This window comes from Pseudovibrio sp. Ad5 (assembly GCF_001623095.1).
Lineage (GTDB): Bacteria > Pseudomonadota > Alphaproteobacteria > Rhizobiales > Stappiaceae > Pseudovibrio.
Genome location: NZ_LMCH01000015.1, coordinates 1 through 14,354 on the forward strand (window position 1 = coordinate 1; position 14,354 = coordinate 14,354).

At 49.1% G+C, this 14,354-nt stretch carries 11 protein-coding genes and 1 pseudogene; 5 read left to right on the forward strand and 7 right to left on the reverse strand.

The window, feature by feature from the left end:
• Positions 1–534: 534 nt before the first annotated feature.
• Positions 535–2,181 (reverse strand): DUF1963 domain-containing protein, encoded by a 1,647-nt coding sequence (locus PsAD5_RS08800; protein ID WP_063291833.1) that lies wholly within the window; start codon positions 2,179–2,181, stop codon positions 535–537.
• 383 nt (positions 2,182–2,564) lie between these two features.
• On the opposite strand from PsAD5_RS08800, the gene PsAD5_RS08805 reads away from it, so the two are divergent.
• Positions 2,565–2,831: an IS66 family transposase gene (locus tag PsAD5_RS08805; RefSeq protein WP_063291834.1), complete on the forward strand. Its 267-nt coding sequence runs from the start codon at positions 2,565–2,567 to the stop codon at positions 2,829–2,831.
• Positions 2,832–2,964: 133 nt separating this feature from the next.
• Here the strand turns inward: PsAD5_RS08805 and PsAD5_RS08810 are convergent, their stop codons facing one another.
• From PsAD5_RS08810 to PsAD5_RS08820, 4 genes and pseudogenes are all read right to left on the reverse strand, one after another.
• Entirely contained in the window at positions 2,965–4,692 is a 1,728-nt protein-coding gene (locus PsAD5_RS08810) for a M10 family metallopeptidase C-terminal domain-containing protein (protein WP_084404425.1), read from the reverse strand.
• Positions 4,693–4,970: 278 nt separating this feature from the next.
• Positions 4,971–5,162 (reverse strand): helix-turn-helix domain-containing protein, encoded by a 192-nt coding sequence (locus tag PsAD5_RS28665; RefSeq protein ID WP_084404426.1) that lies wholly within the window; start codon positions 5,160–5,162, stop codon positions 4,971–4,973.
• Positions 5,159–5,728 carry a hypothetical protein gene (locus PsAD5_RS08815; RefSeq protein ID WP_063291836.1) on the reverse strand — a complete coding sequence of 190 codons (570 nt, stop codon included), beginning with the start codon at positions 5,726–5,728 and terminating at the stop codon, positions 5,159–5,161. The genes PsAD5_RS28665 and PsAD5_RS08815 overlap by 4 nt, the downstream gene beginning before the upstream one ends.
• A 2-nt stretch (positions 5,729–5,730) precedes the next feature.
• Positions 5,731–5,996: pseudogene (locus tag PsAD5_RS08820) on the reverse strand (DUF2312 domain-containing protein).
• Positions 5,997–6,559: 563 nt separating this feature from the next.
• Between PsAD5_RS08820 and PsAD5_RS08825 the strand changes: the two are divergent.
• Entirely contained in the window at positions 6,560–8,590 is a 2,031-nt protein-coding gene (locus tag PsAD5_RS08825; RefSeq protein WP_063291837.1) for a methyl-accepting chemotaxis protein, read from the forward strand.
• A 67-nt stretch (positions 8,591–8,657) separates the two neighbouring features.
• Here the strand turns inward: PsAD5_RS08825 and PsAD5_RS08830 are convergent, their stop codons facing one another.
• Positions 8,658–8,954 (reverse strand): hypothetical protein, encoded by a 297-nt coding sequence (locus PsAD5_RS08830; protein WP_063291838.1) that lies wholly within the window; start codon positions 8,952–8,954, stop codon positions 8,658–8,660.
• Positions 8,955–9,257: 303 nt separating this feature from the next.
• Here PsAD5_RS08830 and PsAD5_RS08835 point away from each other — a divergent pair, with 303 nt between their 5' ends.
• On the forward strand, positions 9,258–10,550 hold the full coding sequence (locus PsAD5_RS08835; RefSeq protein ID WP_063291839.1) for an RsmB/NOP family class I SAM-dependent RNA methyltransferase: 1,293 nt from the start codon (positions 9,258–9,260) through the stop codon (positions 10,548–10,550).
• A gap of 80 nt (positions 10,551–10,630) precedes the next feature.
• Here PsAD5_RS08835 and PsAD5_RS08840 read toward each other — a convergent pair whose 3' ends face one another.
• Positions 10,631–11,854 (reverse strand): tetratricopeptide repeat protein, encoded by a 1,224-nt coding sequence (locus PsAD5_RS08840; RefSeq protein ID WP_063291840.1) that lies wholly within the window; start codon positions 11,852–11,854, stop codon positions 10,631–10,633.
• A 308-nt stretch (positions 11,855–12,162) separates the two neighbouring features.
• Between PsAD5_RS08840 and PsAD5_RS08845 the strand changes: the two genes are divergently transcribed.
• Positions 12,163–12,657, forward strand: a complete 495-nt coding sequence (locus tag PsAD5_RS08845) for a MarR family winged helix-turn-helix transcriptional regulator (protein WP_057460936.1) — start codon at positions 12,163–12,165, stop codon at positions 12,655–12,657.
• Between the two features lie 115 nt (positions 12,658–12,772).
• Positions 12,773–14,323 (forward strand): glutamine-hydrolyzing GMP synthase, encoded by a 1,551-nt coding sequence (gene guaA / locus PsAD5_RS08850; protein ID WP_063291841.1) that lies wholly within the window; start codon positions 12,773–12,775, stop codon positions 14,321–14,323.
• The last annotated feature ends 31 nt before the right edge of the window (positions 14,324–14,354 follow it).

Below are 14,354 nucleotides of genomic sequence, written 5' to 3' on the forward strand. Positions count from 1 at the left end.
AACGCAGAACTATTCAAAACCGACGCTTGCGCTACCACGCACAAGCCGCTTAACATCAACACGCAATTGGGCCAGACACTCCACTAATCGAAAGCCAATTTTGTCCAACTATCTTTGACGACGGACACCTCCTTAAAAGTTCGCGACAGAGCATAAGCATGGAACGGAAGAAAGAACGCACTCAAAGTCAGAGGGCCATAATGGTTCATAAGTAACCTGTCCGCTAATTAGACTGTAGGTACGTGCGTATTACCGTCAAGGCCACGGCCCGCGTGCCGATAAACAGATCGGATACATAGTAGCGACTTCAAGGTTCCAAGTAAAAACTCTCTTGCGAAATGCAGGCGGTCCATACTTAATGGCCCGAACTTCTAGACATTCCTGACACGTAGCGCGTGAGCATTGCAGACCTTCGCATGTTTCCAACCGTGGTTGAGAACCGATTAACTAAGTCATTAAGAAACTGCACATTGAACTGGATATTGTCTTTGCCCATTTCCCTGTCGAAGCCATGTGGACCGATGTGGAACAAGCTTACCAAGTTTTTTCGCGCATTTCTTCCAAAAGTTGATCATGCATAACGGTGTCTTTTCCATAACTGGCAACAATCGATACCTTTGAGAAATCCCGGTTCAACAGATGATCAGGGTGGATCCAAATAGTTAAACTATTCACGTCCCCGATTATCAAACGCATTCCATCATCGTAGCTAAATTCAGCTAAGAGTATGTACCCATCAGGTGGGTTCTCATTACGGTAAATGATTGTTTGGGCGCCTAAAAACCGATGGAACAATGAATGGTATTGCACGCGTTCATATGGCCCATCCGGATTGCGTGTAGGAAAAACCTCAACACGGCTCAATGGTTTGTGATAATGGCTCTCATACCAAACTATTTCTGGTGGAAAGCCACTTGGGCCACATTCAGGGTGCCAAATTTGGTCTTTTAAAACATCGTGAATAGATCGGTTCAATTCTCTGCCTAAGATAGTTTGCCTAAGATCTAGCACTGACTTTCTGAGGTCAAACTCCCGATTGCTGGTGTCTGCAATAGATTTTAACGAGTTCAGAAACTCCAGACGTCGATTATCTGGCATCACTCCCATAATGGGGTGCTTGTCGGCCTCATTCAGCCAAAACGATAGGTGGTGAATGGCACGCAGAATAAGTTCTTCATTTTCGGAACTTAACTCCTCTTTCTTTAGCTTATGCTTTAGGTCATGGTTCATAGTAACGCAAAATCTGCGAACTGCGAGCCAAGTGATTGGGGTATCTAATGTTCCCTCCCAAGGTGCTTGTCGAAAATGCGGATCAGTTCTTGTCTCACTTACTCCAAAAGTTGCAATCCAGCTTTCCCAGAGTAATTTAGTATGTATTTCGCGCAAAGCTGATTGCTCACTGCAATTAAAAGCAATTCGCTTAATGCGAGGTATATCTGAAGAGTTAGCCTCTTCTGTTTTACCTTCACTTTCGAGTGCGCTGCTTTGGTTCCAGTCATCGCGATAACTATTGAATAAGGCAAACTCTAGCGGCCATTTTGCGAGTACCGTCGGGAATGGCCCTTCTTTGATTTCATGGAGTTTCTGGGGGCCAAATACCGGACCCGATTTACCTTCACCCCATGGACCTTCCCACCATGGGGGAGCATCAGGCGGATTGCGCTCTGAAAGAAAACTCGCATCTATACCACGATAGATAACATGGCTTTCGTCGGTATCAGTTTCAGTCGCATCAAAGTATGCGTTTAAATCTGGGCCAGCAAAGAACCAAAGCGTACCGCTTTTAGGCAACCAATAACGCTCCGTTGAGCGAGGTAAGGTTGCACAATCAATTTGGCCTAGAAACATCCGTGGTTTGTTTGAGATAGGATCCCGAGGCCAAGCAACATCCGCAGGTAATCGGGGCAATCCTCCTAAGTAGGAGGATGCAAATTTTGTTGGGTCGGGTGGATAGACACGTGCCATGCCAATCGCAAGAGTTTTAGTTTCAACAATGATGTCGTGTAATTCATCATAAGTGTATCGCTTCTCTGGACTACTCTCCTCCTGCATTTTCAATGCAATTTCCTTAACTTGAGCACCGATTGGGACATGGGACTCAAAGTCAAGCTGATGTGTGGACGTAGATGAAGGAGGTTTCTTTTGCTTTCCTTTGAACCAGCTATAAAGACTGCGCCGCATATCACCCTCAACAGCAAAGACTTCTATTGAAATCATGGCAAAAAAAGTAATTAGTGGAGGTAGGCCAACCGCCCCAAAAGCCGGTATTTACTATTGGTAGGCTCTAAGCCATTTAGAGGCAACCTCAACATTCAGGGTTCAATGTCACTTTGGGTGAATAGCGTGCGTTCTGCGTAGAGCCGATCTGAATAGGTTTGCTAATTTTGCGTGTAGATAGGTTTCGGTAGTTGTTTCGTGCATAGCCCAGATTGCGTCTGAGAGCTCTGCGTTCTGTTAAGCGCCCGCGTTGGGCTCTCATGCTAGAAGGGATCCAAACTGATGTGTGACAAGCGGTCTTTGAAACGCTCCACGGCATCAGCGTTCGGATCTTGCCTCAACTCTTGATGGAAACCCTCGAATGTCCGTTGTTGGCCCTCACGCGGCCGCCCAAAACATGGCCTTATCTCGACAATGGCTCGCTGGAGCTTGACAACAACACCGCTGAGCGGGCAATGAGACCTGCGGCTCTTGGGCGGAAAAATTATCTCTTCATGGGATCAGAAGGTGGCGGCAAAGCTGCGGCAATCGCCTATACCTTCATCGAAACAGCCAAGCTCAAGAATTTGGACCCTTCAAGCCTGGCTCACGTGGTTTCTGATCCAAATCGCTGATCACAAGATCACTCACATCAACGACCTCATGCTGTGGTGTTACGCTGCAAAGTCAGCGTAACAGGGCCCATTGCTGGTTGGTAGGTCGCCTTCACCAAACGCTTACCTTACACCCCAATGTTGGGATTCTAAATTATACGAAGATGAAGTCCTCGGCGCCAATAAGTGAGAGATCCGTATTTTGTAAAATGATCTCACTATCTCCAAAGGCGACAATGACGTCGGCATCTCTATTGGTCAAAGACAGCTCTGTAAAGGAGTCCGCGCCAAATTCAGAGCCGAGCTGAATAAAGTCAATTGTGTCCTGAAAGTCAGCAATAGTGTCAGTGTCACCTATACTCGTGAAACTAAAGGTATCACGTCCCGCACCACCCTCTAAAAGGTCATCTCCTTGAGCTCCATCAAGGAAATCATCGCCGGAGAAGCCCTGAAGTACATTCTCCAAGGAGTTTCCAACCACAGTATCACTGCCAGCGCCACCAGAAGCATTTTCTATCTCAACACCATTGGCGATGGTATACCCTCCGCGTACACCCTCTGCATAGGAGAGTACACCACCGCCTGTGCTGCTGTAATCAAGAGTAGCGGCTACAAGCGAGATATTGACGCTGCTGAAGCCCGTATACGCGATTGTATCGATGCCGCCGGTGTCCCAGATGCACGAATAAAATGTGCCCGAACCGTTAAGTTCTGGTAGGAGATATGTATTATTATCTATATTCGCGTCTTTTGCTCCGTATTTCTCCTGTAGAAGCGCCAAGTCGAACGCCATAGGGCCCACCGTCGCGCCATAAGTACTCGGCCATTCCGGATAAAGCTCTGCATGGCCGACATTATAACTCATCATGGTATAGATACCTTGATTGAGATCGAAGTCACCGTAATCGCCGCGTGAGCTAGAAACCCCGTTCATCACACTGGAACCGCCACCAGTATCATGAGGGTGCGCCATACCCAGTCCATGACCAACTTCATGTTGAAACACAAAGTACTCAAGTGAGCCTGGATCTAGGTTTGCTAAATTCATATTAGAGGTATTGAAAACGGCTACACCTGGATTTGCTTCACTCGGAGGATTCATATAAGCATAAGTACTGCCGCCAAAGGCAGATGTTACAAATTTAAACTCTGCATTATTTGAGCTGCTTGCTACCGAAAAAGTGAGATTTGTCCCTTGCGATAAGTCGTTTAACGACGCCATCGCACCATCAATCTGCGCCTGCGTCCAGCCATCTGAACTTTGGCCATCAAAAACTTCGCCAGCTTGCGCAAAGTAGACAGAAATATTTGTTGTATCTACAGCTGAACCACCCCAATCGAGCGCATCCAGCGGTGATGGAGGCAAGGTCTCCTCCACACTGACAGTATAACTTCCGGTCTGCCCATCTGAGTAGGCAGCGGCGCTGATGTAAAATCTGCCTGACGTGGATGCCAGGAAGTCTAAAGATGAATTTAAACCAGACCCGCCGTCATCGTCAAACGCAACTAGGTTTCCGGAGGCATCGTATATTCTTAAATAAGTATCTGTAACCGGCGCAGCTCCGCTCCCATTAAGGTTGATCGTATAATTTGATCCCGCACTAAGGTCGATCGCCACCCAGTCGCGGTCCCCATTGGTTTCAAGTGTACCTGAAAAGCTATCCCCTGCGGCAATGAGGTATTGCGTCGACGGCCCTGCGTCAGCATCTTCTCCCTCATTCAAGACTAGAGTATTTGCGAAGAAATCCGCCACCTCGACCTGTGTTGTAACCTGATCGGCAGCTTGCGCGCTGAGGGCCGCTTTTTGCTCCGTTACGCTTGAGTTGTAGGATATGCTTTCTGCAGTTACATGTAGTTGATTCATCATGCATAATTTACACATTTTCTACATCCTTTAATATAAAAGCAATCATGTAAGTATAAAATTAAATATGATTCTTGCAATATTTAATTGCATAAATAGTATTCATTAGTATATTTAATCATTACATATATTATGTGGGGCTGTTCTTCGTATATTTTACATGTATGAGTCATTCGGTGTAAAACTGTGCAAATTACAGTATTGAGTTTCGTAAGTACTTCAAGCGCATTGGTTTTCCCTGGATTGGCCTCCTTGTTCTGGATGCTGTTTCACGCGACTGATTGCAGGGGAAGGTTTCAACCTCCCGTGTGCCTGCAGGTGTTTTGGATAAGGTACTCTTGAAGCGCTTCAGTGGTGTAGCGCACAGTACGTCCGATTTTGCAGAACGCAGGTCCCGTTCCCTTGCAACGCCATATGTTTAGGGTTTGCGGGGAAATTCTCAGGCGGTCTGCGGCTTCTGCTGTGGTGAGAAGTTCGATCGGGTTCATGCGGCTACCCCTTTCGGTTGGAAGTTTGCACAGCTCTCTTCCATCATCTCCGCCCAGTCCAGAGCGGCCATTTCAAGGCTTTGGGGTATGATGGTGGAGGTTAACGGCAGGGTTGGGCCTGACATGCTTCTGCGGGAGAGTTGGTTGAGGGTGGTCGTTACCGCTGCTCGGCGGATCTCCTCCAGCTTGGCGGTTTCAACCATGCTTAGCTTGTCCTGGCGCGGAATGAGCTCACTCAAAGCTTTTGCCAGCTCACACAGGCCACCGGTTGGACGGTGCACCAATGTTTGAGCCTGATCGCATTCAGCTTCCGTGTAAGCCAGATGCGCCAGGATGACCTGTAGGCCGGTCGTCATCATCAAGGGCCGGAGAGCGCGCGGTGTGAACCGCGCTGCCATTATGTTGAACTGCGCCTGCGAAAAGAACGTATCCGTCAGATTGTGCAGGGCAGCCACGCGGCCCAACACAATGCCCAGAGTACGCCAGGTGATCCTGGAGGAGGCCCGGGGTGTCAGGTTGATGTAGTTGCCCTCTGGCAACGGAATGAAGTTCATCGGCTCTGTCATGCTTAAGCATTCTCCGCGACAGGACCTGTCATGCCGAGGGCGTCGAGGTAGAGATCGAGGATCGCTTCTTCTTCCTCGCGCTCATGAGGTTTGCGTTTGCGAAGGGATACGATTTTGCACATGACTTTCACGTCAAAGCCGTTGCCCTTGGCTTCTGCGTAAACGTCCTTGATGTCATCTGCGAGGATGGCCTTTTTTCTTCGAGGCGCTCAATGCACTCTACAAAGGCTCTGAGTTGCCCAACTGCGCCGCCGCCTGCATCTGCCATTTGGGTGTCCCGTGATTTGGGTTGAAAGGGTTCTAAGATTGATTGCTTCTCGCTGAACGAGCAGCATGTTCCATCCTTGAGATGGTGAGGATGGTTGGCTTCAGTTCAGCTGGCGCTTTGTCATAGCCACGGCCGAAACGGCCATTTAGAAAGTAGGTAAATGATCTGACCTGCAGTGGGGGTGTAATTGCGCTTCTTGGCCTAAGGCTGCAAAGGCGCGTAACTGAGCAAATATATTAGATTAAATTTCGCCGGCAAAGTAATTTGAAGTATCGAAATGCGTGCCATAGTTGATTTTTTAGATATGTGATGCGTGCACATTAAATATAAATATTCATCTATATCTAGAGTGATCTCACGTAGAGAATTTAGTTTTGTATATTGGTAAGATATTCGTTTGAGGTAATTAGTTTATATAATGCAATGGTTTAAATAGGTATCAGGTGAGTGCGTCAAAATGTATTACTAGATTTCCTTTGAAAAGAACTAGACTTAAGTTGCAATTAATTTTTCAGGGATAGAGAGGTTGAGAATAAATTGAACTAATTCAATGGAAAATAATCATGTCACTGCGCCTAAGGATATTCGCCGCTGCGAATGCCGTGTTTTTGCTTGGCTTTATTGCACTTATCACAGTTGTTTCCGTCCTTATGTCCAATTCCTCAGAAGAGGCCGGTCAGGAATTACTTATTGAGAATGCCCAGGTTCAAGCGGATCTGGCCAATCAAACAATTAGCGAAGCACAAATTATCACGGCAAGTTTTGCAGACCAGCTCGAACAAACATTGCGCCATGCCGATCTAACTCGTGAGCAGATCGCCCAGATCGCCCGAGACTTCTTTGCCAACAATCCGTCCATTGATGGCCTGACCACCTCCTTCGAGCCAAATATGATTGGCGAAGATGCTAGCCACGCTGGTCAGGATTATTCCGGAAAAACCGGCCGTTTCTCACCTTACTTCTCTCGCAAGGATGGCAAGGTTGGGTGGCGTATTGCAGGTGCGGACGAAGCTGATGCTGATAGCTGGTATGGTCTTCCGCTCAGACTGGGTCACGACGTTGTCACACCGCCGTACAGCTTTGAATCACAAGGGGACACCGTAATGGCTGTCTCCATGTCGTCACCTATCTTCAATGGCAATGGTAATGCAATTGGTGTCATCACTGGCGACGTGTTCCTTAACGGCTTGATCGCAAGTCTGGAAGCTTCCAGAAAATTCAAAAGTGGGTTTGTCGGCCTCGTTAGCAACGATAGCAAATGGGTAGCTCACTCCAATTCGGAGTTGAAAGGCGAAGAAATCCCAGCAGAGATTGCTCAACTCCTCACTGAGGCAGGTACGCAGCCAACTGTTGTTGAGCTTGGTGATAAGGAAATAGCGACCTATCCGCTGACACTGCGTGGTACAGAGCAGGTCTGGTCCGCAATTGTGTCCGTGGATAAGTCTGAACTACTCGCCGCTGCCAACGCAACACGAAACAACGCTATCATTACGGCGCTTATCTGTCTTGCCTTTGGTGTCGTCGTTCTCTGGTTTGTTGGCTCCTCCATTGCAAGACCTGTTGTCGGTATCACTGCACGGATGAACTCTCTGACAAAGGGCAATGTAGATGATCCTGTCGCCTTCACTGACCGTAAAGACGAGATCGGACAGATGGCGAAGGCTTTGGAAGTCTTTGTTAGCAATGCAGTTGAGCGCATGAATCTGCAAAGTGAATCCGAACAGGAGCAAGAAGCCCGTGCACTTCGCCAAAAGCATATTGATGAGCTTATTACTGACTTTGATGAGACCATTCAGGAAAGTCTGACGACAGTCGCGGATAACTCAACTGAAATGGAAGTCTCTGCCAAGGCACTGACTGGCATCGCTGAGCATGCCACTGAGCAATCAACAACGGCTGCCGCCTCTTCTGAGGAAGCGTCTACCAATGTACAAACGGTAGCGTCGGCAGCAGAAGAGCTGGCCGCATCCATTGATGAGATTAGTCGCCAGGTCGGTCAGACTCAGAAAGTCGTCGCAGATGCTACATCTACGGCCCAGGTCACAAATGATAAAGTCTCCAGTCTGGATAGTGCTGCGCAGCGTATTGGCGAAGTGGTCACACTCATCCAAGCGATCGCAGAGCAAACCAACTTGTTGGCTCTGAATGCGACCATTGAGGCAGCTCGTGCCGGCGAAGCTGGCAAGGGCTTTGCTGTTGTGGCAGCTGAAGTGAAAGAGTTGGCCAATCAGACCTCAAAGGCGACCGAAGAAATCTCCAGCCAAATTGTAGGCATTCAGAATTCGTCTCAGGAAGCCGTTGGTGCAATCAGCGCGATCACCAAAACCATGTCTGACGTCAATGATATCACAGCAACTATCGCAGCTGCTGTTGAGCAGCAGGGGGCCGCAACCACTGAGATTAGTGAGAACGTGCAGCAAGCAGCTGTAGGCACTCAAAATGTTGCTGAAGGCATGGCGGGTGTATCATCTGCCGCATCAGAAACCAGCGCAACTGCAAGTCAGGTACTGTCATCCTCTCAGATCCTGAATAAGCAAGCAGACCTGTTGCGGGACAACATTGCAAGCTTCTTGCGCAATGTAAAAAGCGCCTGATAACAATCAAATGCTAATAATTAGATGGCTCATTCTGGTTTCGGGTGAGCCATTTTTTATGTCGCAGTTATCGGTGAATTCTGAGAGTGAAGAAGCTCAGGATGCTTAAATATGTCAAAAGGCACACCACTGAGTAATACCATGTTGCTGAGACAGAAAATGCTAGTTCCAGAAGAGCAAGGCATCCCAGTGTCAGAACCGAAGAGAGCAACGCATCCATAGTAAATGCGCCTGCTGCAAACACGTAATGGTTCTGCTTCAAACCAACTGATGAGTTGGATGCAATCGAAGCACCGATGAGGTCTGCTTTCAGGAAATACAATATTGCATTGCCAAGCAGAAAGATGGAGACCTGATAAAACATGAAACGCAACACGCATTGTTTACAGTGATCTGATGAGTTGCGAGGCAGGATCTACGTTTTTATTAAAATGCGCTATGTGTCATGAGGTAGCGGAAGCAGGCCGTAAATATCTGTATTTTTACTGTTATCTGCTAAATTCAGCATATATGAGTTATGCAACACCCAAGAAATTGTTGAATGAGTTGATGTGAGGTTTGCCTCACACATGCTATGCACTATTGAAAAGCCTTGAGTATTGGCATACACGCTGCAAAGCCAAACAAATAAATCGTAAAATAGAATTCACGGAATTAAGGATCATTCATGCGCGACGGTGGACGAATTGCGGCTGCAATTGAAGTGCTGACAGAGATTAATGAGCGCCGCCGTCCTGTGCAGGAAGCCCTGAAGGACTGGGGCAACAAGCATAGGTTTGCAGGATCCGGTGATCGGGTTGCTATCGGCAATCTGGTGTTTGATGCGCTGCGCCACAAACTCTCCCATGCTCAGGCGATGGGATCTGACAGTGCGCGCGCGCTTGTTTTGGCAACCTACATCTGGGGCTGGGGCAATCAGGTGGAAAAGTTGGAGCAGGTGATGGAAGAAGACCGTCACGCACCAGAAGCGCTTTCCGACGCTGAACGTGACGCATTGATTGAAAACAAGCAAGTCGGCGATGACGACCAGATTTCAGCAAATGTTCCAGAATGGCTCTGGCCGCACTTTCAGGATAACTTTGGTGACGAGACGCTGGCCGTTGGGCGTTCTCTTTCTGAACGTGCGCCGATTGATATGCGCGTGAACACTGTCAAAAGCTCGCAGGAAAAAGTCCTCAAGCGTTTGTCTCACCTTCATCCAGAAGTAAGTGGATTGTCTCCCGTCGGCGTTCGTCTTGAACCTGTAATTGGGCCACGCAAATCACCTCACGTTCAGGCTGAAGAAAGCTTTCGCAAAGGCTGGTTTGAATTGCAGGATGAGGCCTCTCAGATCGCGTCCATCCTGTCAGGCGCTCAACCGGGTGAACAGGTTCTGGATCTATGCGCAGGTGGGGGCGGTAAAAGCCTCGCTTTAGCTGCGCAAATGCAGAACAAAGGACAGATCTACGCTTATGATGCCCATAAGACGCGTCTAGCACCACTTTATGACCGCATGGCCCGCGCAGGGGTGCGAAATATCCAGACGATTGATCCGCAAACCGGTTCTCTTGATATCTGCGAAGGCAAGATGGATCGCGTGTTCGTGGATGCTCCTTGTTCAGGCACTGGTGTATGGCGTCGTCGTCCAGATACCAAGTGGCGTGTAACCGAAAACGCTCTGAATGGACGTGTTGAAGATCAGGCGCAGGTTCTGGAGACTGCGACACGCTTTGTGCGTTCAGGTGGCAAGCTGATTTATGCAACTTGCTCTTTGGTGCCAGCGGAAAATCAGCTGCAAGTCAAAGCGTTCCTTGAAAAGCACGCTGACTTCAAGCTTGTTGATCTAGCGCCGGTTTGGGAAGAGCATTTTGGTGCAATAGCATCCCGTCGTCCACTGTTTAAGGATGGCGGTATGATCACTCTGACGCCTTATCATACCGGTACTGATGGCTTCTTCATCGCGATGATGGAACGTATTTGATATCAGTACCTTGGCTTTAATAAAAAAACATGTCGCATATGAAATGCGACATGTTTCGAAACGGCAAATAAACCATGTGATTAGCTGGAGGCTTTCTCTTCAAGCTCATCAGGTACCTCAGATTTACCCTTGACGACATCTTCCGCCAGCTCTTCAGAAGCGGCATCTTCACTCTGTGCCTCAAATATGCTTTCACCGGCCTCTTCCAAAGCTCTGGCTTCTATGCTTTTGCTGTGCTCTGAAGGCTCGGGTATAACTTTCTCCTCGCGTACAGGCCGCTCATAACCTTGCTCAGCAAGATACTCGACCTCTTTGATCGCAGCTTCAGTCTCCTCTAAAAACTGACTGTTTCTGGATGAAGAGGTCAAGACATCGCGAGCGGCATCAGTGGCACCAGCTGCTGCAAGAGCTGCGCCAAGTGCGTTGCTGACTTGCTTATTGCCTGGTGCAAGCCGCCATGCGGCAGCCGCGTGATAAACTCCGGCATAAACAAGACCAAGTTTGCGCTTGCCAATGCTCAGATGAACGAGCGCAGCCGCGTTCTCAGGCTCACACGCATGAGCCAGCTCAAAGCTTTCTACAGCACTGGAGGTGTTTTCTTCCAGCAAGTACGCGTGCCCCATTGCGACAAGCACTTCAACATTGCGAGGCTGCAGGTCATGGGCCTTGTCCAGATGCGCCAGTGCCTCCTCACTCTTTTTACGAATGATGAGTAGCTTCGCGAGGCCAACCAGAGCAGGAACATATTGCGTGTCAATTCTGAGCGCAGCCCGATAGTTCAGGGTTGCCGCTTCCGCCTTGGTCTCCGCACTCAAAGCATCGCCAAGAAGTGAAAGAGCAGGGGCGCTGTTTGGGATCAGTTGAACAAGGCGTCGGGCATATGGTTCTGCTTCTGCATGCCCATGCATCTTGATCAAAATGGTTGCGAGCCCATAAAGCGCATTCCGGTTCTCCGGCTCAGCTTCCACCACCGCATCAAAGGCTTCTTTAGCTTGTTCCAGGTACCCCAGCAAAAGCAGCGCATTACCCATGTTGGAGCGTGCAGCCAAGTGTTCTGGCTTCATGAACAATACTTTACGCAAATGGGCGACGGATTCCCTCAAATCTCCATTGCGCAACATAATCGTTGCCATCTTGAAAAGAAGCTCGACATCATCAGGGTAGCGTCCAACAAGATCCTGATAGACTGGGATCACTTCATCAAAGCGCTCGTCCTGTTCCAAGTAGGCAATAGCATCAAGTGCAGCATTGATTTTTTCTTGCCGGGCGTTAGTGTCCGGTGTACCGCGCAGTGTCTCTGTCATCTTTTACGGACCCCCTCGTTGGGCAGTGCCGCCCGTAGATCCATTCGGATGGATCTGCTGACAGGCAATTCTGCGAATCAAATTCGTATCTATGCACGATGAAGCCTAAGCGGTTGGCAAATCAGCGTCAAAGGTGGAACGGGTTGATCCTGAAGGAAGGCGTGGATAGATGATATTGAACGCATCAAAACCACATTCAGGGGCTAGTGCCTGGGAAAAATCACCAATATTCAAGACAGCTTAACCATTTTCCGTTTTCTTATCGGTCAATGGAATGAAGCAAAGCATCCGACGCAGGGCAAAGGGTTATGGCGGAGAAATACCGTGCGAAAATAACGACACAGGCAAGTTTGTTTGAAGACGAACATAACGTCGAGTTGTTGAACTATTTGCCTCTGCGCATCATCGCGACTGGCCGCTTTATTGAGCGCCGGCTTTCCGAGCATTTACAGAAGCAATATGGTTTATCGCTTCCCTCGTGGCTCGTGCTGAGTGCGCTGGAGCGGATGGGTGCTGTGTCTGTACGGGAGTTGGGGCCAGTTATTGGATTGGATACGGTGGCTGTATCGCGTGCTGTAAAGCGCCTGTCAGAAGCAAATCTTATCAAAAAACATGAGCACCCTCGAGACCGTCGCCTTGTCCGTTTGAACCTGGCAGAAGATGGACGCGTTGTTTTGCGAGCTCTAGAGGCCCAACTCGAACAGCTGGAGAAGAATCTGCTGCCGCAGTTAGACGTGCAGGAGCGCATCAGATTGGGGCAAATGATGAGCCGTATCGAAGAACACGAGCAGTCGATATTGTAGCTGACTGGACCTTCGGACAAAGCACACAGAAAAACATCATCTGCCCTTAACGGAACCACGATTTTTCCGCGTAAAAGACCTTTCCAAATCAATGCGCACAGAGTAGAAGCTGCGCATGACAGACCGCATCCTCATTATTGATTTTGGTTCTCAGGTCACTCAGCTGATCGCGCGCCGTGTGCGCGAGTCTGGTGTGTACTCCGAGATCGTTCCGTTCCAGTCTGCAGAAGCTGCTTTTAAGGAGATGAATCCAAAGGCGGTGATCCTGTCAGGTGGTCCGGCATCCACGACTGAAATGGGGAGCCCACGAGCACCCCAGATCGTATTCGAGGCAGGCATTCCTGTTCTCGGAATCTGTTATGGTCAGATGACCCTTTGTGTCCAAAATGGCGGCAAAGCGGAAGGCTCTGATCATCGCGAGTTTGGCCGCGCCTTCCTTGAAATTAAAGGGAAAAGCCCACTATTTGATGGGGTTTGGGACGAAATTGGCTCCAAACATCAGGTTTGGATGAGCCATGGTGACCGTGTTGTGGAGCTGCCCGAAGGTTTTGAGGCAATTGCAACCTCTGAAGGTGCACCATTTGCTGCTTATGCAAATGAAGCCAAAAAGCAATATGGTGTTATGTTCCACCCAGAAGTGGTTCACACTCCCGATGGTGCGAAGCTCATCGAGAACTTCACTCATAAGATTGCAGGTTGCTCAGGCGACTGGACAATGGCTGAATATCGTCAGCAGGCGATAGAGAGCATTCGTCAGCAAGTTGGCGACAAAAAAGTCATCTGCGGCCTGTCTGGCGGCGTTGACAGTTCTGTTGCAGCAGTGCTGATCCATGAAGCAATCGGCGACCAGCTCACTTGTATCTATGTTGATCACGGTTTGATGCGTATGGGTGAAACGGAGCAGGTTCTATCCATGTTCCGAGATCACTACAACATCCCGCTGGTTCATGTGGATGCTGCTGATCTGTTCATTGGTCAGCTGGAAGGCGAGAGCGATCCGGAAGTCAAACGCAAAACCATCGGCAGGCTCTTCATTGAAGTTTTCGAAGAAGAAGCGAAAAAGCTTGGCGGCGCAGACTTCCTCGCACAGGGCACGTTGTACCCTGACGTGATTGAGAGTGTATCCTTCACGGGCGGTCCATCCGTGACCATCAAGTCACACCACAACGTGGGCGGCTTGCCAGAGCGCATGAATATGCAGCTGGTTGAGCCACTTCGTGAACTGTTCAAAGATGAAGTTCGTGACCTTGGTCGCGAATTGGGTTTGCCAGACAGCTTCATTGGACGGCACCCATTCCCAGGTCCGGGTCTTGCGATCCGCTGTCCGGGCGGTATCACGCGTGAGAAACTGGATATCCTGCGTCAGGCAGATGCCATCTATCTGGATGAAATCCGCAAAGCTGGTCTCTACGACGCCATCTGGCAGGCATTCGCTGTTCTGCTGCCAGTTCAAACCGTTGGCGTTATGGGCGATGGTCGCACCTACGAGTTCGTCTGTGCCTTGCGTGCAGTGACCTCGGTTGATGGCATGACAGCAGATTTCTATCACTATGACATGGAATTCCTTGGCCGGGCTGCAACCCGCATCATCAACGAAGTCCGCGGTATTAACCGCGTCGTTTATGATGTGACCTCAAAGCCTCCGGGAACCATTGAGTGGGAATAAGTTAAACAGAAACCGGGGAGGGCAACTTTCC

Bases quoted from the DNA above. Each gene is read 5' to 3' on its own strand.
- PsAD5_RS28665 (WP_084404426.1), bottom strand. From the start codon at position 5,162: ATGAACCCGATCGAACTTCTCACCACAGCAGAAGCCGCAGACCGCCTG.
- PsAD5_RS08830 (WP_063291838.1), bottom strand. From the start codon at position 8,954: ATGTTTTATCAGGTCTCCATCTTTCTGCTTGGCAATGCAATATTGTAT.
- PsAD5_RS08835 (WP_063291839.1), top strand. From the start codon at position 9,258: ATGCGCGACGGTGGACGAATTGCGGCTGCAATTGAAGTGCTGACAGAG.
- PsAD5_RS08800 (WP_063291833.1), bottom strand. From the start codon at position 2,181: ATGCGGCGCAGTCTTTATAGCTGGTTCAAAGGAAAGCAAAAGAAACCT.
- PsAD5_RS08810 (WP_084404425.1), bottom strand. From the start codon at position 4,692: ATGTGTAAATTATGCATGATGAATCAACTACATGTAACTGCAGAAAGC.
- guaA (WP_063291841.1), top strand. From the start codon at position 12,773: ATGACAGACCGCATCCTCATTATTGATTTTGGTTCTCAGGTCACTCAG.
- PsAD5_RS08815 (WP_063291836.1), bottom strand. From the start codon at position 5,728: ATGACAGAGCCGATGAACTTCATTCCGTTGCCAGAGGGCAACTACATC.
- PsAD5_RS08805 (WP_063291834.1), top strand. From the start codon at position 2,565: ATGGAAACCCTCGAATGTCCGTTGTTGGCCCTCACGCGGCCGCCCAAA.
- PsAD5_RS08840 (WP_063291840.1), bottom strand. From the start codon at position 11,854: ATGACAGAGACACTGCGCGGTACACCGGACACTAACGCCCGGCAAGAA.
- PsAD5_RS08825 (WP_063291837.1), top strand. From the start codon at position 6,560: ATGTCACTGCGCCTAAGGATATTCGCCGCTGCGAATGCCGTGTTTTTG.
- PsAD5_RS08845 (WP_057460936.1), top strand. From the start codon at position 12,163: ATGGCGGAGAAATACCGTGCGAAAATAACGACACAGGCAAGTTTGTTT.